This is a genomic window from Bradyrhizobium sp. UFLA06-24 (assembly GCF_054967145.1).
In genome coordinates this window covers 26,809-49,811 of sequence record NZ_JADFUE010000035.1, presented here as the reverse complement: position 1 = coordinate 49,811, position 23,003 = coordinate 26,809, and the positions used below count along the sequence as shown (strand labels likewise).

25 protein-coding genes are annotated in these 23,003 nt (G+C 64.5%); 15 read left to right on the top strand and 10 right to left on the bottom strand.

What is annotated here, in order from left to right; translation table 11 throughout:
* Positions 1 to 76 precede the first annotated feature (76 nt).
* The gene (locus tag IF809_RS24945; RefSeq protein ID WP_462838836.1) at positions 77 to 3,121 is read right to left on the bottom strand and encodes an EAL domain-containing protein; all 3,045 of its coding nucleotides are present in this window, start codon (positions 3,119 to 3,121) and stop codon (positions 77 to 79) included.
* Between the two features lie 530 nt (positions 3,122 to 3,651).
* Here IF809_RS24945 and IF809_RS24940 point away from each other — a divergent pair.
* Together IF809_RS24940 and IF809_RS24935 are read left to right on the top strand one after the other, a co-directional pair.
* A complete protein-coding gene (locus tag IF809_RS24940; RefSeq protein WP_462838835.1) occupies positions 3,652 to 3,864 on the top strand; it encodes a hypothetical protein in 213 nt (70 codons plus the stop codon).
* A gap of 81 nt (positions 3,865 to 3,945) precedes the next feature.
* Positions 3,946 to 4,257 carry a c-type cytochrome gene (locus tag IF809_RS24935; RefSeq protein ID WP_462838834.1) on the top strand — a complete coding sequence of 104 codons (312 nt, stop codon included), beginning with the start codon at positions 3,946 to 3,948 and terminating at the stop codon, positions 4,255 to 4,257.
* 30 nt (positions 4,258 to 4,287) lie between these two features.
* Here IF809_RS24935 and IF809_RS24930 read toward each other — a convergent pair whose 3' ends face one another.
* A complete protein-coding gene (locus IF809_RS24930; RefSeq protein WP_462838833.1) occupies positions 4,288 to 5,235 on the bottom strand; it encodes a LysR family transcriptional regulator in 948 nt (315 codons plus the stop codon).
* A gap of 243 nt (positions 5,236 to 5,478) precedes the next feature.
* Between IF809_RS24930 and IF809_RS24925 the strand changes: the two genes are divergently transcribed.
* The 7 genes from IF809_RS24925 (at position 5,479) to IF809_RS24895 (ending at position 9,778) form a co-directional block, all read left to right on the top strand.
* Positions 5,479 to 6,402: an MBL fold metallo-hydrolase gene (locus IF809_RS24925; RefSeq protein WP_462838832.1), complete on the top strand. Its 924-nt coding sequence runs from the start codon at positions 5,479 to 5,481 to the stop codon at positions 6,400 to 6,402.
* 16 nt (positions 6,403 to 6,418) lie between these two features.
* Entirely contained in the window at positions 6,419 to 7,414 is a 996-nt protein-coding gene (locus IF809_RS24920) for an alpha/beta hydrolase (protein WP_462838831.1), read from the top strand.
* Positions 7,415 to 7,649: 235 nt separating this feature from the next.
* A complete protein-coding gene (locus tag IF809_RS24915; RefSeq protein WP_453992801.1) occupies positions 7,650 to 8,168 on the top strand; it encodes an Hsp20/alpha crystallin family protein in 519 nt (172 codons plus the stop codon).
* Between the two features lie 70 nt (positions 8,169 to 8,238).
* Positions 8,239 to 8,961: a CBS domain-containing protein gene (locus IF809_RS24910; RefSeq protein WP_462838830.1), complete on the top strand. Its 723-nt coding sequence runs from the start codon at positions 8,239 to 8,241 to the stop codon at positions 8,959 to 8,961.
* Between the two features lie 22 nt (positions 8,962 to 8,983).
* A complete protein-coding gene (locus tag IF809_RS24905; protein WP_462838829.1) occupies positions 8,984 to 9,163 on the top strand; it encodes a hypothetical protein in 180 nt (59 codons plus the stop codon).
* A gap of 221 nt (positions 9,164 to 9,384) precedes the next feature.
* The gene (locus tag IF809_RS24900) at positions 9,385 to 9,585 is read left to right on the top strand and encodes a hypothetical protein (RefSeq protein WP_462838828.1); all 201 of its coding nucleotides are present in this window, start codon (positions 9,385 to 9,387) and stop codon (positions 9,583 to 9,585) included.
* 28 nt (positions 9,586 to 9,613) lie between these two features.
* Positions 9,614 to 9,778 carry a hypothetical protein gene (locus tag IF809_RS24895; RefSeq protein WP_462838827.1) on the top strand — a complete coding sequence of 55 codons (165 nt, stop codon included), beginning with the start codon at positions 9,614 to 9,616 and terminating at the stop codon, positions 9,776 to 9,778.
* A gap of 45 nt (positions 9,779 to 9,823) precedes the next feature.
* Here IF809_RS24895 and IF809_RS24890 read toward each other — a convergent pair whose 3' ends face one another.
* A complete protein-coding gene (locus tag IF809_RS24890) occupies positions 9,824 to 10,582 on the bottom strand; it encodes a CBS domain-containing protein (RefSeq protein WP_462838826.1) in 759 nt (252 codons plus the stop codon).
* Between the two features lie 116 nt (positions 10,583 to 10,698).
* Here IF809_RS24890 and IF809_RS24885 point away from each other — a divergent pair, with 116 nt between their 5' ends.
* Positions 10,699 to 11,421, top strand: a complete 723-nt coding sequence (locus IF809_RS24885) for a c-type cytochrome (RefSeq protein ID WP_462838825.1) — start codon at positions 10,699 to 10,701, stop codon at positions 11,419 to 11,421.
* A 128-nt stretch (positions 11,422 to 11,549) separates the two neighbouring features.
* Positions 11,550 to 11,918, top strand: coding sequence for a rhodanese-like domain-containing protein (locus tag IF809_RS24880; protein ID WP_128968054.1), 369 nt, complete (start codon positions 11,550 to 11,552; stop codon positions 11,916 to 11,918).
* A gap of 21 nt (positions 11,919 to 11,939) precedes the next feature.
* On the opposite strand, the gene IF809_RS24875 is transcribed toward IF809_RS24880, so the two are convergent.
* A complete protein-coding gene (locus tag IF809_RS24875; RefSeq protein ID WP_164938850.1) occupies positions 11,940 to 12,110 on the bottom strand; it encodes a hypothetical protein in 171 nt (56 codons plus the stop codon).
* 5 nt (positions 12,111 to 12,115) lie between these two features.
* Between IF809_RS24875 and IF809_RS24870 the strand changes: the two genes are divergently transcribed.
* Positions 12,116 to 15,313: a tetratricopeptide repeat protein gene (locus IF809_RS24870; RefSeq protein ID WP_462838824.1), complete on the top strand. Its 3,198-nt coding sequence runs from the start codon at positions 12,116 to 12,118 to the stop codon at positions 15,311 to 15,313.
* A gap of 54 nt (positions 15,314 to 15,367) precedes the next feature.
* Here IF809_RS24870 and IF809_RS24865 read toward each other — a convergent pair whose 3' ends face one another.
* The 6 genes from IF809_RS24865 to IF809_RS24840 form a co-directional block, all read right to left on the bottom strand.
* On the bottom strand, positions 15,368 to 16,165 hold the full coding sequence (locus IF809_RS24865; RefSeq protein ID WP_462838823.1) for an adenylate/guanylate cyclase domain-containing protein: 798 nt from the start codon (positions 16,163 to 16,165) through the stop codon (positions 15,368 to 15,370).
* A gap of 83 nt (positions 16,166 to 16,248) precedes the next feature.
* Complete coding sequence (locus tag IF809_RS24860; protein ID WP_462838822.1) at positions 16,249 to 17,469, bottom strand: adenylate/guanylate cyclase domain-containing protein; 1,221 nt, start codon at positions 17,467 to 17,469, stop codon at positions 16,249 to 16,251.
* Positions 17,470 to 17,595: 126 nt separating this feature from the next.
* Positions 17,596 to 18,180, bottom strand: a complete 585-nt coding sequence (locus IF809_RS24855; protein ID WP_462838821.1) for a HutD/Ves family protein — start codon at positions 18,178 to 18,180, stop codon at positions 17,596 to 17,598.
* 75 nt (positions 18,181 to 18,255) lie between these two features.
* Entirely contained in the window at positions 18,256 to 19,101 is an 846-nt protein-coding gene (locus tag IF809_RS24850; RefSeq protein WP_462838820.1) for an SDR family NAD(P)-dependent oxidoreductase, read from the bottom strand.
* A 9-nt stretch (positions 19,102 to 19,110) separates the two neighbouring features.
* Complete coding sequence (locus IF809_RS24845) at positions 19,111 to 19,662, bottom strand: carboxymuconolactone decarboxylase family protein (RefSeq protein ID WP_128968060.1); 552 nt, start codon at positions 19,660 to 19,662, stop codon at positions 19,111 to 19,113.
* The gene (locus IF809_RS24840) at positions 19,640 to 20,332 is read right to left on the bottom strand and encodes a TetR/AcrR family transcriptional regulator (protein WP_462838819.1); all 693 of its coding nucleotides are present in this window, start codon (positions 20,330 to 20,332) and stop codon (positions 19,640 to 19,642) included. Before IF809_RS24840 ends, IF809_RS24845 begins: the two co-directional genes overlap by 23 nt.
* 162 nt (positions 20,333 to 20,494) lie before the next feature.
* Between IF809_RS24840 and IF809_RS24835 the strand changes: the two genes are divergently transcribed.
* The 3 genes from IF809_RS24835 (at position 20,495) to IF809_RS24825 (ending at position 22,976) form a co-directional block, all read left to right on the top strand.
* Entirely contained in the window at positions 20,495 to 21,502 is a 1,008-nt protein-coding gene (locus IF809_RS24835; protein WP_462838818.1) for a Bug family tripartite tricarboxylate transporter substrate binding protein, read from the top strand.
* Positions 21,503 to 21,524: 22 nt separating this feature from the next.
* Complete coding sequence (locus tag IF809_RS24830) at positions 21,525 to 22,064, top strand: VOC family protein (protein ID WP_128968062.1); 540 nt, start codon at positions 21,525 to 21,527, stop codon at positions 22,062 to 22,064.
* Positions 22,065 to 22,163: 99 nt separating this feature from the next.
* A complete protein-coding gene (locus tag IF809_RS24825) occupies positions 22,164 to 22,976 on the top strand; it encodes a class I SAM-dependent methyltransferase (protein WP_462838817.1) in 813 nt (270 codons plus the stop codon).
* Positions 22,977 to 23,003 lie beyond the last annotated feature (27 nt).

Below are 23,003 nucleotides of genomic sequence, written 5' to 3'. Positions count from 1 at the left end.
CCTGGAGGCGGCCTCTCTCCTAATGACGTTCGGAGCTAATTGTCGGTCGAGGATGGAGTCTTCCCTCGCCGGTCGTTCAGGACACCGCTCGTATCGGAATATTCCGGTTGCGATCGGACGACTCGAGCCGTTGCGGGCGGCCGAGCAGATAGCCCTGCATCTCGTCGCAGCCTTCCTCGACGAGCAGCGACATCTGGGCTTCGGTCTCGATGCCCTCGGCGAGAACCGGGACTCCGAGCCCATGGGCAAGCCCGATCACCGCCCGGACGATGGCGAGCGAGCGCTCGCTCTGGCCGAGCGCGGCGACGAAAGACCGATCGACCTTGATCCTGTCGAGCGGAAACGCTTCGAGGTAGGACAGGGACGAATATCCCGTGCCGAAATCGTCGAGCGCAATCAGGATTCCGAGCGCCTTGAGCGAGTGCATCGTCCGCTTGGCGCGGGACATGTCCTCGATCAGCACGCCCTCGGTGATTTCGAGCTCGAGACGCGTGGCCGCAAGCCCGCTCTCCCGCAGCGCCCGGCGAACCTCGCCGTCGAGGTTTTCCCGGCGGAACTGCGCGGCCGAGACGTTCACGGCGATGCGCAGCGGGCGGTCCCATGACGCCGCTTCCCTGCATGCTTCCATCAGCACCCAATCGTCGATCTGCGCAATGGTGCCGCTTTGCTCCGCGATCGGAATGAACTCTCCCGGCGGAATGACACCGCGCACCGGATGCCGCCAGCGCACCAGCGCCTCGTAGGCGACAAGAGTGCCGTCCCGATGCTGCTGCGGCTGGTACTCCAGATAGAGCTCCCCGCGCTCCACGGCGAGGCGCAGATCGTGCTCCAGCGCACGGCGGTCCCGCAGCTGCTGGTCCATGGCACTGGTGAACAGGCGTATCCCGCCCCTGCCCTCGTGCTTGGCGCGGTAAAGGGCAGCGTCCGCGTTCGCCAGCAGCGAAACGGCATTGTCCGCGTCGCGGGGATACATCGCCGCGCCGACACAGAGGTCGATCTTCAGGGCGTGACCATCGACCTCGATCGGATGCTCGAACTCGGCCCGCATCCGCGTAGCGAGCAGCTCGGCCGCCGCCGGCAGCGGCAAGCGGTCGGTGATGCCGACGAACTCGTCGCCGCCGACACGCGCCACATACGAGCCTTGCGCGGCGTCCTGCAGGCGCCGCGAAGCTTCGCGGAGCACGGCATCGCCGACGGCATGGCCGAAACGATCGTTGATCGCCTTGAAGTGGTCGAGATCGATACAGAGCACGGCGAATGGACTGTCGGTGATGTCCGCGCGTTCGATCGCGGCGCCGATCTGCTGGTCCAGGGCCGCCCTGTTGGGCAGTTCGGTGAGCGCGTCGTGGCCGGCGAGATAGCTCACCCGCTGCTGTGCCCGGTTGCGTTCGGTGACGTCGAAGGCCACGCAGACATGAGCCGGCCGCCCCTCGTAGACGAGCGGCCGTGATTCGATCACGACCTCGATCGCCTCACCGTCGGCCGTCCTGTGCAATCCGTGATCGCTTTCGGCGTCCTGCTGCTCGCCATATTCGAGCTGATGTTCGAACATCGCCAGCAGCTCCTGGCGCGAATAGCCGTAGTGCCGGCACATCGCGCCGTTCACGGCAATGAGGTGCCGCGTCTTCGCATCCACCACCCACATCGGAAGCGGATTCTCCTCGAACAGGAGGCGGAAGGAAGCCTCACGGCGCTTGAGGTCGGTGATATCGATGCGAACCCCGATGCTGCCTCCATCAACGGTGCGTCTTTCCTCGACGCGAATCCAGCGGTCGCCCGCCAGATGCTGCTCGTGCGAGTGATGGGGAAGCGCGTGGTGGGCCATGCGCTCCGCGAACCACTCCGCCTCGCGCCCGGCGGCATCGGGATATTGTCCCCCGGCGAGGCCAGTCCGGAGGATGGTTTCGAACGGCGTGCCGACCGCAAGCGCCTGCCGGCTTGCCGAGTAGAATTCGGCGTATTGATGATTCCAGAGGACCAGGCGATCGTCCTTGTCGAACACGGCCAGACCTTCGGGGACGACATCGAGAGCTTCGGTCAGGTGAGCATGAGCGGCGCGCGCGGCAGCTTCCGCCTGCTCGGCCGCCGCTTTCGCTTCCGCAAGGGCCCTCTCGGTCCGGTGACGATCCGTGATGTCCTCGTGGGTGGCGACCCAGCCGTTGCCCTGCATGGGGCGATGCCGGATGCGGACGATGCGTCCATTGGTCAGTTCGACCGTCGTGTCCGACGGCGCGGCAATCACAGCGGCGCTGTTTCGCCAGACCAGGTAGTCCTGCTTTTCCATCTTCGGCGCGCTGCCGACGGAGTAGCGAAGATCGACGATCTCGTTCAGCTGCATGCCCGGCCGGACCAGCTTCGGATCGAGATCATAGACCTCGAGATACTGCCTGTTGCAGACGATCAGGCGCTGATCCTCGTCGAAGAAGCAAAGCCCCTGGGACATGTTGTTGAGCGCCCTGTCGAAGCGCTCGGCGAAGGCGGTCGCGGTCTGCTCGGCGGCGCGGGCGCGGTCGCCCTCCTCGGACAGCCGGGCGTGGGTCTCGACCAGCTTCACGAAAGAACGGAAATTGGTGCCGATCATCCGGGCAAGCAGGACAAGCAGCGCCAGCAGATTGATCCCGACCGAGACCAGCATCCCCTCGCCCGAGAGCAGCAGCAGCGTGCCGATCGGCACGCCGGCGATCAGCATCGCCAGCCGGGACGAGGGCGGGAAACTGCCGAGGCAATAGGCGGTCCCGACGCATCCCATGAAGAGCAGCAGGGCGATCGAGGCGCGCAGGGCGGGATCGACCACCATGAACAGCGCCAGGATCCAGATCACGAAGCCGGAGCTGATCACCACCGTGGCGAGGCGAACCCTTGCAAGCTCCCGATGCGCCTCCTCGGCGGTGAACTCGGCCTTCTTCAGCCGGAGCCACTGCGCCAGCCTGAAGAGACAGGCCGTCAGGAGAGCGCCCGGCAAGGCAAATCTCAGCCAGGGCGAAACCGTGTTGGGAAGAAACAGACCTACGCTGATACTGTTGACGAGCAGCACGGCATAGAGAACCGGCACCTGCTCGCGCAGCACCCGGAACTGCTCGACGAGCAGCGAACGACCGAGAGGATCGGTCGTATCACCCACGGAGAAAGAGTTGCGAAGCCGCGCGAAGCCCATCACCTGTTGTCCCAGCCACCCGAAGGCTAGGGGCAAGAGGCGAAGGACCCGTAAAAGCGCTTGGTGTCTCGGAGCTTAACGGAGTGCTGAAATTATGGAGAGAGCGAGTTCCATGCCCTCCGTCTCGTCGAGGGGGCGACGGATCAGGACGCCCGCTCCCGCCGATCCAACTGCGCTCGTGCGAGGCGACCGTGGCTCTCGTCAGCCAGCAGCCTGCCGGTCGCGCTATTGACGAAGTGGACCGAGCCGCAGGCGAGGCACGTGACGGAAAGATGCGAGTTCCCCGCCTCGGATACGTCGGCAGACGGACCCGAAAGCCGGTGTTGCACGTTCATGCCCGTGCGAGGGCACTTGAAGAGGATGTTGCGATCCATGGACCCAATATGCGCCTTCGCACGCGGCAGCGAAATTGCGGAGCAGTACGTAAGGGCTTGGCCGGATTCCGGCGGCGCCTTTGCCAGGGACGCAGAACGTCACGTGAAGGAGCAGCAGCCACCATGACCCGCTTCATCGTTCGCTTCATGAAGGAGGTGCTCGGCGAAAGAGGGCAGAGCTCGGAAGTCTGTCAGACGGCCGTCGAGCTGGACGCTCGCAATGCGGAAGAAGCCGAGCAAAAGGCCAAGGATCGCTTCTGTCGAATGCACGGCACGGAGGAGTGGTCTCTGCATGCCGATCGCATCAAAGTGGACCCGGCCGATTTTCCATCCTGATTTCGAGCAAAAGGTCTCACCATGGGTCGAAGTCCCGAGCGGCCCGGCCCCATTTCTCTCCCCGAAGCCCGGAGGTCTGGCATGTCGAAAGCGCTGAGTCTCTTGATCCTTGCCGTGGTCGTGTTTGCACCTCCCAAACCGGCGACCGCAGCCGATGCAATTCATGGCAAGGACATCGCGACGCGCTGGTGCGCGAGTTGCCACATCGTCGAGAAAGGCCAAACGAACGCGACGGACCAGGCTCCGCCATTCTCCTACCTGGCACGATCGCCTGATTTCGATCAGAACAAGCTCGCGTTCCTGCTGCTCATGCCGCACCCGAACATGCCTCAGGTCTCGCTCAACAGGGCCGAAATTTCCGACCTCGCCGACTACATCCGTTCGCTGAAATGAATGACACGGGCGCCCTGGCCGCGGCCGCCCTCACGTCGCCGCAGCTGCCTGGTAGAGCCGATCGCGCAGCCAGGCGTGACCTGCATCCTCCTGGTTGCGCGGGTGCCACAGCGCGACGATGCGGGCGGGCGGCAGGTCGAGCGGCGGAGGCGTGAGGTCGAGCTCGTGGGCGAAGCGCATCAGGAAGCGCCGCGGCAGCGTGCAGATGCAATCGCTGTGCGCGAGGATGACGGGGGCAAGCGCATAGGTCTGGATCGAGACGGCGACGCGCCTGGAACGGCCGAGCGCAGCCAGCGCGTCGTCGACCAGGCCTGCGAAGCCGCCGCCATCCGCGGAGATCAGCAGATGGTCGGATGCGCAAAACGTGTCGAGATCGAGAGCGCCTGTTCCGCGCGGGTGGCCCTTCCGCTGCGCGGTCAGGAAGCTGTCCTCGAACAGTGGACGCTGCATCAGCTCGCCGCTGGTCCGGTCGGGCCCTGTGACCAGAACATCGATCTCGCCGCGTTCGAGGCGATCGACGATATCGGGCGTGGGGTGGACAAGCGCAAGCCGCGTGCGCGGGGCCATCGCGGTCAGTTGGGCGACGAACCCGGACGCCAGCGTCACCGCCGGATTCTCGTGAATGGCAACGACGAAGGTGCGCTGGTCCCGCGCAGGGTCGAAGACCGCCGGTCCCTCGACCATGCGGCGCAGCCGGCCGAGCACCTCTGCGAGCTCCGCCTGCAGCTCCACGGCCCGCGTCGTCGGCACTACGCCACGCCCCGACGCTGCGGGCACGAACAGCGGGTCGGCGAACACCTGCCGCAGCCGGTTCAGCCGGGCCGACAGCGCCGGCTGCCCGATGTTCAGCCTTAACGCCGCACGGGTGACGTTGCGCTCGCGCAGCAGCGCCTCCAAAGCGAGCAGCAGGCCGAGGTCGATCTCGGCGAGATCGGAATCGTCGACCGGCCGGCCCGGACCACGTTCGACATCCGTCATCGAGACATCTCCATTTACGCAGACGAGCGCGGCCGGATGAGCCGCGGAGACACAGTTAGGGCTTTCGCGCCGGCATGAAAAGGCAGGCCGCCAGCCCGCGGCATCACCGGCATCGATGAGACCTATCGAGCTCGCGGTACTCCCGGCGGCGCAGCCCGGCTCGTACCTCACGGCCACCACGGCGGGTCCGGGACGTCGGCAATTACGCCGCGTCCGGCCTCGAGCGAAGCGAAGGAGGCCTCGGTGACGCAGGAGACGAAAACCTACCACATTGGTGATGCGGCCATCACGCGGATCGACGAACTGGCGCTGGCGGCCTTTCAGTTCGGCACGCTCTATCCCGGCGCGGAACCGGAGGCGCTGGAACGCCAGCGGGGGCGGCTCGAAGCCGGATCGTTCGATCCTGCGACCGGCACATTCATCCAGAGCATCCACAGCTGGCTGGTCAGAACGCCGCACCACACCATCCTGATCGATACCGCAACCGGCAACGACAAGGACAGACCCGACATACCGCCGCTGCACCGACTGAACCAACCCTTCCTCGCGCGGCTCGCCGCTGCAGGCGTCACGCCGGAGGACATCGACTATGTGCTCCTCACCCATGTCCATGCCGATCACGTCGGCTGGAACACGCGCCTTGTCGAAGGTCGCTGGGTCCCGACGTTCCCCAACGCGACCTACATCTTCTCGCGCGCCGAGCAGGCCTATGGCGAGAGCCTGGCCAAGGGCGCGGAGCCGGACACGAATCCGGCACTCGGCCCTGCCCTGCGCAAGCCCGCCGATCGGGTCTATGACGACAGCGTGCGGCCGGTGATCGATGCCGGCCTGGCACGGCTCGTCACGGTCGACGGCGGCGAGGTCCTGGAGGGGATTTCGTTCATCCCGACGCCGGGCCACAGCGTCGACCACGCCTCGATCCGCCTCGTCTCGCGCGGCGAGACAGCGCTGTTCGCCGGCGACGTGATGCATCATCCGCTCCAGGTCTACGAGCCCTCGCTCAACTCCTGCTTCTGCGAATTCCCGGAAGCAGCGCTCCGTTCGCGCAAATTCGCGCTGGAGGACGCGGCCGAGCGCGACGCTGCCGTCTTCACCACCCATTTCGCGCAATCCTCCGCCGGGCGCATCACGCGCAACGGCGAGCGCTTCACCTGGCAGTTCCTTTGATCGGGGAAGAACGACGATGGACCAGCACGTTCCTCCACATGAATACAGCGCCGAGCTCGTCATCGAGGATTTCATGATCCCAAGCGACAGCGCCGGCATTTCGCTTCACCTTCGCAACAAGCGCTCCGCCGCGCAAAAGGCTTGCTCCGCCGAGCGGACCGTCCTGATGGTCCATGGCGCGACCTATTCGTCGGCGAGCCTGTTCGATGTGCCGCTCGGCGGCACCTCCTTCATGGATCATCTCGCCGCGCAGGGCTACGATGTCTTCGCGCTCGACGTGCGCGGCTATGGCGGATCGACCCGGCCACCGGAGATGGACGCGCCGGCGGAGGCTTCGCCGCCGCTCGTTCGCACCGATGTCGCGGTGCGCGACCTCGCCCGTGCGGTCGCGTACATCCTCGAGCGTCGCGGCATCCCGCGGCTCAATCTCGTCGCCATGTCCTGGGGCGGCTCGGTGGCCGGCGCCTACACCGCCGACAACAACGACAAGATCGAGAAGCTCGCGCTGATCGCGCCGCTGTGGCTGCTGGACACTCCGGCTCCGATCGATTCCGGGGGCGCACTTGGTGCCTATCGCAAGGTCCCCGTGCTGGATTTCAGGGAGCGCTGGCTCGCGGCGGCGCCTGAGGCGGCACGCGCGAGCCTCATTCCGGAGGGCTGGTTCGAGCGCTGGGCGGAAGCCTCGCTCGCGACGGATCCGCAAGGCAACACCGAACGCCCCCGCGTGATGCGCGCGGTGAACGGTCCGATCCAGGACATCCGCGACTACTGGGCCGCCGGCAAGCCGCTCTATGACGCCAGCGACATTCGCGTTCCCGTGCTGCTCGTCCACGCCGAATGGGACCGCGACGTGACCATGTCCTCGACGCAGGATCTCTTCCTCTCGCTCAAACGGGCACCGTATCGGCGATGGGTGGAAATCGGCGAAGGCACCCACATGGTGCTGCTCGAGAAGAACCGGCTGCAGGCTTTCAATGCCATCAGTCAGTTCCTGGCCGAACGCTGCACATGAAGGACACCGCTGACTACCGGCGGCCAAAAACGCCTGCAAGGCTGTCCTATGATGCTTGATTGAGCAGGTATCCACGCGCTGCAAGCCGACTTGGCCATGATCCCGGCAACTCGCAGCCATGCAACTGATGCACCGACGCCGCGTGCAAATTTGCGCGAAATCAACCTGTGCATCAGGAGCCGGGACTACGCTTCGCGGCGACCGGAATGGTCGACCGCGAAAGGAGAGCATGATCATGGCAACCGAGACCAAATTACCCGTCACCAAAACCTCCGCCGCCCCCGCGACCGGCGAGGCGTGGCAGCCGTTCCAGGCGCTGAGAAACGAAATCGACCAGATCTTCGACGATTTCGGCAACGGCTTCTGGAAGCGGCCGTTCCGCTCGCTGGCCCGGCTCGAGCGTGACCTGTCCAGGAATTTCAATGCGCCGGCCGTCGACATCGCGGAAAGCGAGAAGGCCTACGAGATCACGGCTGAGCTTCCCGGCCTCGACGAGAAGAACATCGACGTCAAGCTCGTCAACGGCGGTCTCACCATCCGCGGCGAGAAGAAGGAAGAGACCGAAGAAAAGAAGAAGGACTATTACGTGTCCGAGCGCCGCTACGGCTCTTTCGAGCGCTACTTCGCGCTTCCGGACGGCGTCAATGCCGACAAGATCGAGGCGACGTTCAAGAACGGCGTGCTCAAGGTCGTCCTGCCGAAGACCGAAGAGGCCCAGAAGCCGGCCAAGACCATCGACGTGAAGGCCGCCTGAGGCCCACCGACGCGAGGCTGCGAGCACTGCAGCCTCGCCTCACCCATTCGCCGGCGAACAAGGATCGAACATGCGCGCGCATCATATCATGACAAAAGACGTCGTTTCCGTAACACCGCACACCACGATCGAGCAGGCGGCCAAGATCATGCTCCAGATGCACATCAGCGGTCTGCCGGTGATCGACGATGCGGGCAATCTCGTCGGCATGGTCTCGGAAAGCGACTTCCTGCGTCGCAGCGAGATCGGCACCGGCCGCAGGCACGCTGCATGGTTGAAATTCTTCATGGGACCGGGACGGGCAGCTGCGGAGTTCGTTCACGAGCGCGGCCGCAAGGTCGAGGACGTCATGACCAGGCAGGTGATCGCGGTGCAGGAAGATACCGGTCTGGCCGAACTGGTCGACCTGATGGAGAAGAACGACATCAAGCGCGTCCCCGTCCTGCGCGGCAAGGCGCCGATCGGAATTGTCACGAGGACGAATATGCTGCAGGCCGTGGCGAGCCTGGTGCATGAAATTCCCGATCCGACCGCCGATGACGAGCACATCCGCGAACGCATCACACGCGCCGTCAACGCTACCGACTGGCGCCCGATCGGCTTCGAAGTGAATGTCCGCGAGGGTGTCGTGCATCTGCACGGCCTGATTACCACCGATGAGGCCCGTCAAGCCGCAATCGTCGCCGCCGAGAACACCTCCGGCGTCAGGAAAGTCCACGACCATCTCTGCCTCGTCGACACCTATTCCGGATTCTACGTGGAATCGCCCGACGACATGAAGGCCGCGGGCTGAACGCCCGCGGAGCGAAGCGACAATGCTCGGATGGATCGTTCGGATTCTCTTTGCCATAGCAGCGCCGATCACGGCGCTGTTCGTGGCACGTGATGCCCTGAACTTCGGCTTGATCCAGACCATCGTGACCATGTTGCTGGTCACCGGCTTGGTCGGGCTGATAGCCGCCTTCTCCGGGCGAGACCGACAAGCCCCCCGGTAGCGGCCGGCGGGACGCGGCGGCGTCCTCATTCCCGACCCGTTGGTTCTCCGGCTGCTGCCGAACCGATTGAGTGTCCACGGTCCGGCGGGATTCGAGGACGTGACGGCTGCTGTCTCTCCCGCGCAGCTACGGACATCCCCTTAGGTGATGCTCCCAAATTTCGGGCGGAGAATTTATGCCCTAGAAAGGATTCATCAGCACGCACCAGCGAGGGGCCTGCAATGAATCACTCGATCCACACGGCAGACAGAGCAACACATCTGAAGGTAGTCGTGGCCGGGTTGATTGCCGGCACCGCGATCGTCGGGACGGCTTTGGCCTTGCACCTGACCTATCCTGACATGGACGTGCAGAAGCCGACGACGGTGGCGGTTCACCAGCCTCACCCGGCCCATGTTTTGACCAGGATCGCACAACGCTAGCAGAGAAGGCCTTGCGGAGGATATCCAGATGACCAACGAAGCAATCAAGGCGCTGATGGTTCTCGCGATGTTTGGCGTTCTCGAACTCGCACTCTATTTTTCCTCGATGGCCAGACCTGCCAGGCAGCCGGTCCGTTCGAACGACGGCCCCCACGCAGCGCGCAATTTCACCCGTCGCGCATCAGCAGACTAGGCAATCGCTGCTCGCCCAATCAAATCCCGGTCTCCTGATCGGGCGTTACAACGGCTCATCATCCAGCGTGGATGGCTCCGCCTGCACCGAAACGAAGTCCCCACCGCCATACTCGTCCTCCGGATCGGGGCGGGTCGACTGAAGGCACAGGCGGTCATCGACTTCGCGAACGCCCGAAGCGTTCTCGCATGCCACGATCGCCGCCTGGCGCGCATTGTCGCCGCTCACGACGCCTCGCAGCGTCACCACGCCGTTCCTGACGCTGACGTTCAAGCCGAGGGGCTGCCAGGACTTCCCCGCCATCGCCGCGAGAACGGTTCGGCGAATCTGGTCATCGTCCTCCGAATAGCCGGAGGCGCCCATCAGGGGACCGGCAACCGCAGACAGGAAGTCGGAGCGGGTAATGATGCCGACGATGTGCTCATCGCGCATGATCGGGACGTGGTTGAGATGCCGGCGCTCCATCAGATCGGCAATCTCCTCGAGGGACGCGTCCTCCTCGACCGTCGCGAGATCGCGCGTCATCACCTGCTCGACCTTGCGCCCATGCTCCTTCACGAACTCGCGCGCAATCCGGTCCGCTCCAAGCAGGACGCTCAGCAGCCGGTTGTGGCTGTGCTCCGTTTCCAGCTCCGCCCGCCTGAGAAAGTCGCTTTCGCAGATGATGCCGACCAGCTTTCCCGCCGGATCCGTGACCGGCAGACCACTGATGTGATGCGCCAGCATGATCTTGATGGCCTGAGCGATGGAGGCTTCAGGCCGAATAGTTATGACCCGCCGGGACATTATCTGGTGCGCGCGCATGTCTTACACTCCGCAGAGAGCCTACAGGTAGTTGCTGGCTCCAACGGGGTCTTGATTGAGATCAACTCCCGGCCGCGATCGACTGTCATGCTGCCGTGAAATCCGGGATATTGGCCATGCGTCTGCCAGCTTTGCTCATCGCTGCGATCTTGACGGCAGTGGCCGCATCGAACGTCGAGGCGCCGGCTCAAGGCACGTCCGTCGGCGGCTCCGCCGCGCTTTCCGACCTCATGACCCGGCTTCAGCTGCAGCATGCCAAGCTGTGGTTTGCGGGCAAGCTCAGCAATTGGAGCCTGGCGAACTACGAAACCCTGCAATTGGACGACGGCCTTGAAAGGGTGGGCAAGCTCTTGCCTGATCCGGCACGCACCGCGCCGGCCAAGCTTCAACTGCAAGCGGTGCGACAAGCGATACAGCAGAAAGATGTACCCGGGTTCACCAAAGCCTATTCGGCCTTGACGGACGAATGCAACAGCTGCCATCGAGCCAGCGGGTTCGCCGCGATCACAATCCAGGTACCGCTTCGGCCGCCGGTCGAGAACCAATTGTTCGTCGATCAGATTGCGGAAGGCCGGGCGCAGGCCCATGGGTCCTGCGGACCGTGCCATATCGTGGAGGATGCCGCCAAGGAATCGCCGGCGTACCGCCCCTCGCCACCGAGCTTCCTTGAGATCATCAATCGTCCTTCGTTCTCCGCTGATGCCCTCAGGCAATTCCTGACGTCGAGCCACCGCAGGCTTGGACCCGACCAAGCCATGCCCAACCCGCGACTTGCGGATTACCAGATCGACGCGATCGTGGCGTATCTCGAAACATTGAAGGCCCGCTCGTCGCGCTAGGCCGTGCCTTGCTTCCCAGCGCCCATGGCTCCGCGCCCAAAACCGCGATACTCCTCCGATAGGAGGAGGCGAAGCGCGAGCGATATGCTATCTTCTCCGGCGGCAACAGAAAGAACCGGAGAGAACCAATGGCCACCAGCGTCAAGCAAATGCTCGAAGCAGCGAATGCGGCAGTTCCCAAGATCACGTCGGAACAGGCTTCCGAGATGATCAAGAACGGCAATACGCTTGTCTTGGACGTTCGCGACGCACCGGAGGTCGCGGCCAGCGGCAAGATCGCCGGCGCCGTGAACGTCTCACGCGGCATGCTGGAATTTCGCGCCGACCCGGAGTCGCCCTATCACGACAAAGCGTTCGACAAGAGCAAGACCGTGATTCTCTACTGCGCGTCCGGCGGCAGATCGGCGCTGGCAGGCAAGTTGCTCAAGGACATGGGTTACGAGAAAGTGTTCAACGTCGGCGGATTCAAGGACTGGACCGGGGCGGTCGAGAAATAGGGCGGCGTCACAGCCGCCGGCCTATTCCATCCACCTCTTGTCTTTCAGGTCCCGGATCCGTCGCTCGGCCTCTTCCCTGGAGGTGACGATCTCGGACTCGTCCGGCACGCGCGCTTCCCTGCTCAATTTCCTGAGCTCGGCCAGTTGTTCCTGGGTGGGCTTTTCCATCGCTCGAACCTTGTCGTAATGCATAGAGGATGACCCGCTTCGCCCACCGGCGGAGCGGCCTTTCGGCAGGCGTGCCGAGCGAACCAGCAAGCCAAGCCTTGGTTCCTAGCGGACGCAGATGCGTGCGAAAGCACCACCTGCGCCAGCCTCACACCAGCTTCGCACCAGAAACTGCGTCGACCGGGATGCCACAATTGCGCTCGGCAGCAACCCGATATCCTCCAGTTTCTGATCAGCCTATGAACCGTCAAGAGCGCCGGTCTGCGGCCAGGCCATCCCGGAACGTCGCAGCGCCAAGTCTCGCCGCCGTGCAGCAAAGTCTGGAAGCCGCGAAACGAGGCCAATCGCTCTTCAATCTCGGCCGGTATGCGGAAGCGCTGGAATGCTTCAACGCATTCGACAAGCTCAATCCCGGCGTCGCCCCTCTCTATCAGACGCGCGGACTTTGCTTGCAGCGGCTGGGCCGGTTCGACGAGGCGCAGGCCGACTTCGAGAGATCGATTGCGCTGAACCCCCGCGAGTCGGAGACGCACAAGAATCTCGGCACGCTTCATGCGAGATTGGAGCGGATGGAGCAGGCCTTCGCGTGCTTCGATCGCGCGCTCGCGCTCCGTCCGAATTTCCCCGCGGCGCTCAACGAAAAGGCGCGGGCGTTGTGGAGCCAGCTCCTGCTGGACGAGGCTTTTGCGATCTTTCACCAATCGCTGGCCGTCGACCCCGGCAATGCGGACACGATCTGGAATCTGGCGCTGCTCCAGATGCTGACTGGCGATTTCGAGCGGGGTTGGCGCGGACGCGAGGTCCGGTGGAAGGCGTCGTCTCTCGGCCTCGCCGGTCGCAGCTTTTCCCAGCCGCTCTGGCTTGGGGAGCAGTCTATCGAAGGCAAGACCATATTGCTTCATGCCGACGAGGCACTGGGCGACTCGATCCAGTTTGCGCGCTATGTGCCAATGGTGGCCGCGCTGGGGGCCCGGGTGGTCCTGGAGGTCAGGCCTGCAGTCAGGTCGCTGCTGGCCGGGATGCCCGGCGTTGCAACCTGCATCGACCGGTCGTCGACGCCCTCGCTGGCATTCGACCTGCATTGCCCTCTCGGCAGCCTGCCGCTGGCATTCGAAACGCGGCTCGACACGATCCCGTTGGCAGAATCGTATGTCCCCCCGCCGTCCGCGGCGCGCGTGAAGGCGTGGGACGACCGGCTCGGCCCGCACACGCGCTTGCGTGTCGGCCTGGTCTGGTCGGGGGATCCGGGTCACAAGAACGACCACAACCGGTCGATCCTCCTGCGCATGCTTGCGCCTGTGCTGGATTGCGACGTCCAGTTCGTCTCCCTGCAGAAGGGCGTCCGCGATCAGGACCGCGCCTTCCTCAGCGAACGCCATGACATCGTCGACCTGACCGAGCAGCTCACGGATTTCAGCGAGACGGCCGCGCTGGTGTCCTGCCTTGATCTCGTGATCTCTGTCGACACCAGCGTCGTCCACCTCGCGGGCGCACTGGGCGCGCCGGTCTGGACGCTGTTGCCCTTCAATCCGGACTGGCGCTGGCTGCTCAACCGCAACGACAGTCCGTGGTATCAGTCCATGAGGCTGTTCAGGCAGCCCAAGCGAGGCGACTGGGCCAGCGTCGTGGACAGCGTTCGCTGCGAACTCGAAGGGCTGGTTTCCGCATGGCGACCGGGAGCACGGCAGCACCAGAGCAAATCCGCGACCGCCAAACCACAGGAGGCGGTCCTCTCGAATTGCCTCGGCCATCTGTTCTGGCAACGCAAGCGCATGGAAGAGGCTGTGCTGCATTTCCAGCGGGCGCTGCAACTTGATCCGCAATACCTGGAAGCTGCGAACAGCTGCGGCTGCCTGCTCTTCAACCTCGGCCGTTATGCGGAGGCGCTGGAATGTCTCGATATCGCCGAGAAGCTGGATCCGAATTCCGCAGCCCTGTATCAAATGCGCGGCGCCTGCCTCCAGGAGGCGAACCGGTTCGAGGAAGCAGAGGCCGATTACGAGAAGTCCATTGCGCTGGACTCCGGCCTGGCGGAGACGCACAACAATCTCGGCCTGCTTCATTCGCGGCTTGGCCGGTTCGAGCAGGCCATTGCATGCTTCGATCGGTCGCTTGAACTTCGTCAGGATTTCTCTGCCGTGCTCAACAACAAGGCGCTGGCCTTGATGAATCTGCAGTTGCTGGATGACGCTTCGGCGACTTTTCACAGATCGCTGACGGTCGAGGCGGGCAATGCGCCGGCGACCTATAATCTGGCGACGCTTCAGCTCATGACCGGAGACTTCGAGCGCGGCTGGCTTGGACGCGAAGCGCGCTGGAAACTTCCTGTCGGTTTGCCCGAACGCGGCTTTGCCCAGCCCCTTTGGCGCGGCGACCAGCCGATCGAGGGCAAGACCCTGTTGCTCCATTCCGAAGAGGGATTGGGCGATGCCATTCAGTTCGCGCGCTATGCGCCCATGGCCGCCGCACTCGGGGCACGTGTCATTCTGGAGGTTCAGGCGCCGATCCGGCAGCTCCTGGCCGGGGTGTCCGGCGTCGCCCATTGTGTCACTCGGCCGTCTGCAACGTCGCTGGCATTCGACCTGCACTGCCCTCTCGGGGGCCTGCCACTGGTGTTCGGAACGCGGCTCGATACGATCCCCTTCGCGGACTCGTATATTCCGGCGGCGACCGCGGCGCAGGTGAAGGCCTGGGACGAGAGGCTCGGTCCCCGCAACCGCCTCCGCGTTGGTCTCGTCTGGTCGGGAAATCCAGATCACAAAAACGATCACAACCGCTCGGTCCCCTTGGGCACATTTGCGCCGCTGCTGGATTGCGACGTCCAGTTCGTCTCCTTGCAAAAAGGCGTCCGACATCAGGACAAGGCCTTCCTCCGCGAACGTCCTGAGATCATCGACCTGACGGAGCAGCTCGCGGATTTCAGCGATACAGCCGCGCTGATCGGCTGCCTCGACGTGGTGATCTCGGTCGACACCAGCGTCGTGCACCTTGCCGGTGCGCTTGGCGCGCCGGTCTGGACGATGTTGCCGTTCACCCCGGACTGGCGCTGGCTGCTCCGCCGCGACGACAGCCCGTGGTATCAGTCCATGCGGCTGTTCAGGCAACCCAAGCGAGGCGACTGGGTCGGCGTCGTGGATGTTGTCAGGCGCGAACTCCAGGAGCTCGCTTCGGGGCGGCGCAACCGCGACAAAGCGAACGGCGTACGCGTCAGCCATCCAACGCGCTGACCAGGGCTGACCTCGCCTCAGAAGTGGACCAGTTGCGCAGGGGGCATAGCCCCTTCAGTCCTCGACCCGATACAGCCGCCACCGCGCCGGTACGCCCTTGAGCTGGTGGCTGCCGTGATCCCTCACACGAATCTGTGATTGCGCGGCGAGCAGATCCTTGACCGCGCTCGAGACCAGGACTTCGCCGGCGCGCGCCTTCGCGGCGACGCGGGTGCCGATATGGAAGGCGAGACCGACCATCTCGCCACCGCTCATCGCATATTCGCCGGCGTGCAGGCCCACCCTGATGTCCAGGCCGAGCGTGCGCACGGCCTTTTGGATCGCGGTCGCGCAATTGATGCCGGCTGCCGGCGCCTTGAAGGTCGCGAGCACGCCATCTCCGGTCGTGACGACCTCCTTGCCGCGCGAGGACTTCAGCTCTTTGCGAACCGCCGCGTAATAGAGGCCCATCACCTTGGTCCAGCGCGCATCGCCGAGCTTTGCCGCTTTTGCCGTGGAGCCGACGATGTCGACGATCAGGATCGTGGCGAGCGCCTGCTTGAGCTCGGCGCTGCCATTGGCGGATTTGCGCCGCGCCAGAATGGCGCCTGTCAGCGGCTCATAATCATGGCTGCGCCGCCGCGCGATCGCGGATCTGGTGTAGTCCTGGGCGCGCTGCGCCGTGCCGCAGCGGATCGTTTTCTCCTGCGGCAGACGCGTCCAATAAACCTTACGGCTCTTGCCGGCGCCCTGGACCTCGACAGCGCCCCATTTCAGAAACACCGCCGAGCCGACCCGCCGCACGCACCATGCCTTCGACGTGTATCCCGATACGTTCGACTGATGCAGGCCGATGCGGAGGAATTTGGGCATGAATTTACGGCCAATCGCTGGGCCATCTTGGCGGACCTGAACGAAACGTAGTTGGACGTTTGCGGCTTGGCAACAGCGCGCGATCAAGCAACCCGGTCGTTGAGCCCGGCGCCCGGCTGAAATGCGAACAGCTCGATCGGTTCGCTGAAGCCGCGCACGGCGTGCTGACCGACGCGCTCCAGCTCGAACTCCGGCGCCACCAGTTCGGCAAAATCGCGCGACAGCAGCACCGGCTTGCCGATCTGCTTGGTGAGCGCCTCGAGGCGCGAGGCCATGTTGACGGCAGGGCCGATCACGGTGAAGTCCAGCCGGCTGCTCGAGCCGATATTGCCGTACATGACGTCGCCGACATGAACGCCGATGCCATAATTCAGCGGCGCGCGGCCTGTGCCCTTGTTCCGCTCGTTCAGCGCGACCATGGCGTCGCGGGCCTCGGTGACGGCACGCAGGAGGTTGGCACAGGCATTGGGCTGGCTCAGCGGGAAGATGGCGAGCATCCCGTCGCCGATGAATTTCAGGATCTCGCCGCCGTGCCGAGCGATCGGTTCGGACATCGCGTCGAAATAATCGTTGAGGAGATCGATCACGTCATCGCGCGGCCAATTATCGGAGATCTTGGTGAAATCCCTGAGGTCGCAGATCATGATCGCGGCGCGCACCGTCGTTCCGGTGCCGCGCCTGGTGGCGCCGGCGAGGATCAGCTCGCCGGCATGGGAGCCGACATAGGTCTCCAGCAGCGTGCGCGCCAGGCGATTCTTGACGCGGATCTCACTGACCAGCGCCAGCACCGGCAGCACCTTCTTCAGCGCCGCGATATGCGCATCGTCAAAACCGCCGCTTCGGTCCGTCGCGAAGGTGATGAGATGGCGCTTGCCGAGGGTGTGATAGAGCGGCCAGGCGACATAGTCGGTCAGGCCCTTGGCCCGCATCTCGTCATAGAGCGCGTGCTTGCGGCCGAGTGCGGGATCTCGTTCGAGGTTCTCGCGGACTTCAGTGGCGCCGTCCTGCATCTCGTTGGCGGGACTACCGATATATTCGGAACGCCCCCTCACGTCGAAATCGACGCGCCCAATCTCGGCCTCGCGCATGCCGTCGGACCACATGATACGGGCCCCCAGCCATTGCGGATGCTGGATCTGGACATGAAGCGTCGAGCGCTTGAGCGGAATGCCCGCCTGCTGCAGGCGAATGCACATCTCGGCAAAGATGTTGTCGATGAAACGCTGGTCGCGCGTGCCGTTGGTCAGCCAATCGATGACGCCGTCGGAAAGCGTGGCAGCGGGATTGTTGTCGGGCGCGTTCATGTCCTGGCCATCTAACTTGCCTTGGCGGCGGTCCTTGGGCGGCGGTCCGCATCGTCGCAGATATCGTATTCCGAATGGGTTGCGTCAACCTAGCCAGTTGCACGGATTGTGCGTAGCGGCGGCCGCCTAGCCGACGAGCCGGATCGAGCCCAGCACGGCAAGGCCGGAAACGAAGCTCAGCTTCGAGGCCGCAGACAGCTCCATCTTCAATGTGCAGCCGCTTGGAATGACATATTCCTCGCCCTCCAGTTGAATGCAGCAATCACCGGACACCGCATAGATGAGGTGCGTGCCGGCGGGCAATGGCCGCTCGCGGGGTTCCTTGAGCGCCAGGAGCTCGATCTCCGCCGCCCCGCGCCGCGCCATCAGGTTGACGACCTCGACCGGGCCGGCTTCGAGCTCGGTCACGATCTCCATCTCGCCGGTGAAACGGACGGTCATGAAGGGCTCGCGCTCGTCGAACTCCTGCCCGGGCGCCCTCAGTACCAGCCCGCGCCCGCCTGTCACCATCTGCAGGCGATCAATGCCGGGCATGTGGGAGAACGGTCCCGGCGCCACAATCGGCGTGGACGCGAACCGCCACAGCAGGCTGTCCCAATCCCTGGTCGTCACACCGGGACGATGCGCGTCCGCGATATCGGTAAAGACGCCGCCGCCGTTCTTCCAGGGCGAGCGGGTATAGTCTTCGGATTTCAGAAGCGTAGCTTTCATGTCCGCGGACTATGTTGGCACATCATTGCGGGCGCAACGTGAATCTGGGGCCGGCATGCATCGACAGGCGCGGCGCTACATTCCGCTCAGCCCGCTATCCACCGCAAGGGTCTGCGCGGTGACGTAGACGCTTTCATCCGACAGGAAGAACAGCACGGCATAGGCGATCTCCCATGCGGTGGCCTGGCGGCCGAACGGGATGTGGCCCTTGCCGCGGTTGGGGCGGCCGGCGCCGGCCTCGCGGCCGTTCGGCGTGTCGACCAGGCCGGGATAGACGAGATTGGCGCGGATGCCGCGGCGCGCTCCGAGATGGGCGATGTTGCGCATCAGACCGCCGAGCGCGGCTTTCGACGAATCGTACACCGCCATCTGCGAACCGGCCTTGAGCGCGGCGATCGAGGAGATGAAGACGATGGCGCCGCCATTGTCGAACTGCGGCATGGCCGCGCGGCAGCACAGCATCGGGCCGCGGACATTGACGTCGTAGATCCTGTTCCACTCGTCGGGACTGACATTGTCGAGCCCGGTCCTGCCGAAGGTGCCGACGTTCAGCACCATGCCGTCGAGGCCGCCCATGGCGCGTTGGGCCTCCTCGACCATGCGCTGGACATCCGTCTCCGACGTGACATCGGCCGCGATCGCAAAGCCCTCGCCGCCTTCGTCGGTGATGCGCTTCACCGTCTGCTCGGCGGATGTGCGATTGAGATCGGCCACCACAACCTTCGCGCCTTCGCGCGCACAAAGGATGCTCATGGCACGGCCGTTGCCGATCGGATCGGTCGCCGCGTCGAACACGCGCTGGCCGCCACCGACGATCAGGATGCGGCGGCCTTTCAGACGGTCTCTGCCCGGCGCTTCCCCCAACGACTCCGTGCTGGGCGGGCGGACGTAGCGTTCCGGCTTGCTCTCGGTGTCGGCCATCTCGGCTACCTACTTCTTGCCGCCCTCATAGACCTTCATGCCGGCCGCCGGATCGAGATCGGTCTCGGTGGCTTCGGTGACGCGGGCCATCATCATGTAGAAGCCGAGTGCGACGATGGATTCGACGATCTCCTGGTCGCTGAAATGTTTCCGGGCAGCGGTGAAGGTTGCCTCGGAAACGCGAACGTTCTCGACCACCTCGCGGCCGAACTTCAGCAGCGCGCGTTCGGCTTCGCTGAACGCGGCGGCATCGTAGTCGGCGTGCTCCACCGCATCGACCTGAGCTTGGGTGCAGCCGACCCCGAGCGCGATCGGCACGTGCTGGCGCCATTCATAGGCGCCGCCCTCCAATTGGGCCGCCTGCAAGATCAAGAGCTCGCGGTTGACCGCGCTGAGCTTCTGCTTGTGCAGGATCGAATTGCCGAGCCGCATCGCCGGAATCATGTTGGCCTCGGCATGCGCCATCATGCGGAAGATGTTCAGCTTGACCGGCATGCGGTCGAACGAGGCGCGGATATCGCCGCTCGTCGTCTCCGGATCAATCAGGGGCAGCCTTGCCACGGTTCTCTCCCTTGGGTTTTCGCTTCTTGTTGTCCTTGTCCGCCGCAATCAGCGACAGGAAGAAGGCGAGATAACGGTCGATCGCCTCGATCACCTTCGCTCGCGGCGAAGGTGCCGCGCCCATCACGTAATGTTCGAGCCTGATATAGATGAGGCCGGCCGCGAACAGCCGCGCGGTCTCGCGCGCATCAGGCGTCGCGACGAGGCCGGCGAGCGCAAAGCCGCGAAAATAGTCCGTCATCAGACGCTGCTCGCGCGCGTAAAACTGGTCGGCGAACTTGGCGCGAATGCCGGGCACGCGGTTACGCTCGGCGGTGATGACCTTCTGGAACTGGTGCTCGCGCGGATCGGACCATTGCTCGACGAGATCGAGCGCGAATTGCCGGCAGAACGCGGCGGGCTGGCGCGCCAGCTGCTTGTAGCGCGGCTCCTCCAGCCGGCTCGCCGAGCTTGCAGGACCGTGTTCGCTGACGATCGCCTCCAGGATCGCCGCCTTGCCGGAGAAGTGATTGTAAAGGCTGCTCTCGCGGATGCCGACGCGGCGCGCCAGCTCTCGCATCGAGGCGCCGCCATAACCGCTCTGCGCAAACAGATTGAGCGCTTCGTCGAGGATGCGCTCGCGGGTCGTGGGCGCGGCCGCTCCCGCCGCGCTTGTGGTGTGGACAGCCATGTCGCCTTGACTAACGAACGATCGTTCGGTAGTCAACCTGACGAACGATGGTTCGTCCCCGCGGGCGAACGCAATTCGCGGCAGCTACGGCTCTGCAAAAAAAACGGCCGCATTCAACTCCGCTCGATCTGAGAAGCGGACAGCAATTTGGGGGACAACGCCATGGCGCGCTTCGCTCGCCTTTTGCCCGCGCGGCAAACCATCCTGACGCTGCCTATCGTTGCGATGTCGGTGCTCACCCTATCCGCGGCGCTGCCGGCGCGCGCGGAAGACCCCGCCGCCTACCCGACTCACAAGATCAGGATGCTGCTGCCTTACGCGGCCGGTGGCGGCGGCGACGTGATCGGCCGGCTGCTCGCCGACAGGATGGGCAAGACGCTCGGACAGAGCATCTACATCGAGAACCACACGGGTGCGGCCGGCACGCTCGGCACGCAGATGGTCGCGACCTCTGCGAATGACGGCTACACCATCACCGTCGGAGGCATGACCACGCATGTGCTGGCGCCGGCGATCTATCCAAAACTACCCTACGATTCGATCAAGGACTTTACGACCATCGGTCGCATCGGAACGTCCTCGATCATGCTGGTGGCGACCAAGGATTTTGCCGCCAACGACATCAAGGGCCTGATCGCGCTCGCCAGGAAGGGCGAGCCGATTCAGTACGGCAGTTGGGGCATCGGCTCGACCGGGCAGTTCTGCGCCGAGATCCTGATGCAGCAGAGCGGCATCAAGATGGAGCACGTGCCGTTCAACGGCATCGCAAAACTCGCCGGCGATTTGCTCGGCGGCCACATCGCGCTGGCGACACTCGACATGGCGACCGCAACACCGCTGGTGAAGGACGGCTCGATCAAGGCGCTGGCCGCCTGCGGCGAACGTTCGCCGAGCCTGCCCGGGGTTGCGACCTATCAGGAGCAGGGTGTGCCGTTCGACCGCAGCCTGTCCTGGGCCATGTATGCGCCCGCGGGCCTCGCCCCACCGATCGCAGCAAAGCTGTCGGCGGCGCTGAAGGAGGCGCTCGGCGATGCCGAGGTGAAGGAGAAGCTCTTGGGGCTCGGCATCACCCCGCAATTCGTCCCCGGCGACGAGCAGCGCGACATCAACGCCCGCGACATCGCGGCTTGGAAGCAGGTTGCCAGGGACGCCGGCATCGAGGTCAAGTGATCAGCTTGAGAGGAGCGCGGGCATGAGCCGCATCTTCGGCGCGGTGCGCCAGAACGGATATGTGGTGCGCGACATCCAGGCCGCGATGAAGCACTGGATCGAGGTCATGGGTGTCGGCCCCTGGTACTACATGGACCGCGTCAAGACCGACTGGTTCCGCCATCGCGGCCGGGATTCCGCGGTCGAGATGAGCATTGCGCTGGCGAATTCCGGCGATCTCCAGATCGAGCTGATCCAGCAGCGCAACGACGCGCCCTCGCTGTACAGGGAGTTTCTGGACGCCGGCCACGAAGGCCTCCAGCACATGTCGTACTGGAGCCACGATTATCAGGCGCTCTACGACAAGGCGATCGGGCTCGGCTACAGGATCGGCCACGAAGGCCAGATCGGGGGCGACAAGGGACGCTTCGCCTATTTCGACACGCAGGCGCATCCGGGCACGATTGTCGAGATCTCCGACATCAGCGGCACCAAGGGTCCGTTCTTCGAGAAGGTCAGGCTGGCGGCTTTGAGCTGGGACGGTACGCGCCCGATCCGCGAGGTCGGCGGCGCGAAGCCTTAAGCCCTCTGCTTCGCCGGTGCCGGGACGGGTCACGCCGTTGCCGGGCGGAGGATCCGTGCTAGCATGTCGCCTCCCGTCCCAGGGTTCAGCGAGGCAAGCATGTCTGCGACTGACAAGGTTTTCGCCGGCTCGGTCCCTAAGCTCTACGACGAATATCTGGTCCCGCTGATCTTCTCCGTCTACGCCGACGATCTTGCGAGGCGCATCGCTGCGCTGTCGCCCTCGGATCTGCTCGAGGTCGCCGCCGGCACCGGCGCCGTCACCAGAGCCGTGGCAGCGCTGTTGCCTCCTGACGTCCGCTATGTCGCGACCGACCTCAACGAGCCTATGCTCGCAGTTGCGAAGCAGCGTCAGGGCGAGGATCCCCGCATGACCTGGCGTCAAGCCGATGCGCTGATGCTGCCCTTCGGCGATGCCACGTTCGACGTCGTCTGCTGCCAGTTCGGTGCGATGTTCTTTCCTGATCGCAGCAAGGGCTATGCCGAGGCGAAGCGCGTATTGAAGCCCGGCGGCACGTACCTGTTCAGCGTCTGGGACCGTATCGAGGACAATGTATTCGCGGATGATGCGACCGTCACGCTCGGCAAGATGTTTCCCGACAATCCGCCGCTCTTCATGGCGCGAACGCCGCACGGCTATCACGACAAGGCCGCCATCAAAGCCGACCTGGAGCGCGCGGGCTTCCGCGACATCTCGATCGAAACCAAGACGGCAATGAGCCGCGGACCCTCAGCCGAGTACGTGGCGATCGCGTACTGCCAGGGAACGCCGCTGCGCGGCGAGATCGAAGCCAGGGATACGAGCAAGCTCGAGGCCGCAACGGACGCCGTCGCCGAGGCGATCCGCAAACGCCACGGCCCGGGGCCGATCGAAGCCAAGATTCAGGCCCTGGTAATCACAGCCCGGCCGTAATGGCCGGAGCCGCTGCGCTCCCGGCGT

What these genes read in the sequence shown, in the direction of transcription:
- IF809_RS24895 (WP_462838827.1), top strand. Translation starts at nt 9,614, where the DNA reads ATGACCAACGAAGCAATCAAGGCGCTGATGGTTCTCGCGATGTTTGGC.
- IF809_RS24930 (WP_462838833.1), bottom strand. Translation starts at nt 5,235, where the DNA reads ATGACGGATGTCGAACGTGGTCCGGGCCGGCCGGTCGACGATTCCGAT.
- IF809_RS24910 (WP_462838830.1), top strand. Translation starts at nt 8,239, where the DNA reads ATGCGCGCGCATCATATCATGACAAAAGACGTCGTTTCCGTAACACCG.
- IF809_RS24850 (WP_462838820.1), bottom strand. Translation starts at nt 19,101, where the DNA reads ATGGCCGACACCGAGAGCAAGCCGGAACGCTACGTCCGCCCGCCCAGC.
- IF809_RS24860 (WP_462838822.1), bottom strand. Translation starts at nt 17,469, where the DNA reads ATGAACGCGCCCGACAACAATCCCGCTGCCACGCTTTCCGACGGCGTC.
- IF809_RS24855 (WP_462838821.1), bottom strand. Translation starts at nt 18,180, where the DNA reads ATGAAAGCTACGCTTCTGAAATCCGAAGACTATACCCGCTCGCCCTGG.
- IF809_RS24935 (WP_462838834.1), top strand. Translation starts at nt 3,946, where the DNA reads ATGTCGAAAGCGCTGAGTCTCTTGATCCTTGCCGTGGTCGTGTTTGCA.
- IF809_RS24905 (WP_462838829.1), top strand. Translation starts at nt 8,984, where the DNA reads ATGCTCGGATGGATCGTTCGGATTCTCTTTGCCATAGCAGCGCCGATC.
- IF809_RS24840 (WP_462838819.1), bottom strand. Translation starts at nt 20,332, where the DNA reads ATGGCTGTCCACACCACAAGCGCGGCGGGAGCGGCCGCGCCCACGACC.
- IF809_RS24880 (WP_128968054.1), top strand. Translation starts at nt 11,550, where the DNA reads ATGGCCACCAGCGTCAAGCAAATGCTCGAAGCAGCGAATGCGGCAGTT.
- IF809_RS24900 (WP_462838828.1), top strand. Translation starts at nt 9,385, where the DNA reads ATGAATCACTCGATCCACACGGCAGACAGAGCAACACATCTGAAGGTA.
- IF809_RS24875 (WP_164938850.1), bottom strand. Translation starts at nt 12,110, where the DNA reads ATGCATTACGACAAGGTTCGAGCGATGGAAAAGCCCACCCAGGAACAA.
- IF809_RS24940 (WP_462838835.1), top strand. Translation starts at nt 3,652, where the DNA reads ATGACCCGCTTCATCGTTCGCTTCATGAAGGAGGTGCTCGGCGAAAGA.
- IF809_RS24835 (WP_462838818.1), top strand. Translation starts at nt 20,495, where the DNA reads ATGGCGCGCTTCGCTCGCCTTTTGCCCGCGCGGCAAACCATCCTGACG.
- IF809_RS24890 (WP_462838826.1), bottom strand. Translation starts at nt 10,582, where the DNA reads ATGCGCGCGCACCAGATAATGTCCCGGCGGGTCATAACTATTCGGCCT.
- IF809_RS24865 (WP_462838823.1), bottom strand. Translation starts at nt 16,165, where the DNA reads ATGCCCAAATTCCTCCGCATCGGCCTGCATCAGTCGAACGTATCGGGA.
- IF809_RS24885 (WP_462838825.1), top strand. Translation starts at nt 10,699, where the DNA reads ATGCGTCTGCCAGCTTTGCTCATCGCTGCGATCTTGACGGCAGTGGCC.
- IF809_RS24915 (WP_453992801.1), top strand. Translation starts at nt 7,650, where the DNA reads ATGGCAACCGAGACCAAATTACCCGTCACCAAAACCTCCGCCGCCCCC.
- IF809_RS24920 (WP_462838831.1), top strand. Translation starts at nt 6,419, where the DNA reads ATGGACCAGCACGTTCCTCCACATGAATACAGCGCCGAGCTCGTCATC.
- IF809_RS24830 (WP_128968062.1), top strand. Translation starts at nt 21,525, where the DNA reads ATGAGCCGCATCTTCGGCGCGGTGCGCCAGAACGGATATGTGGTGCGC.
- IF809_RS24825 (WP_462838817.1), top strand. Translation starts at nt 22,164, where the DNA reads ATGTCTGCGACTGACAAGGTTTTCGCCGGCTCGGTCCCTAAGCTCTAC.
- IF809_RS24870 (WP_462838824.1), top strand. Translation starts at nt 12,116, where the DNA reads ATGACCCGCTTCGCCCACCGGCGGAGCGGCCTTTCGGCAGGCGTGCCG.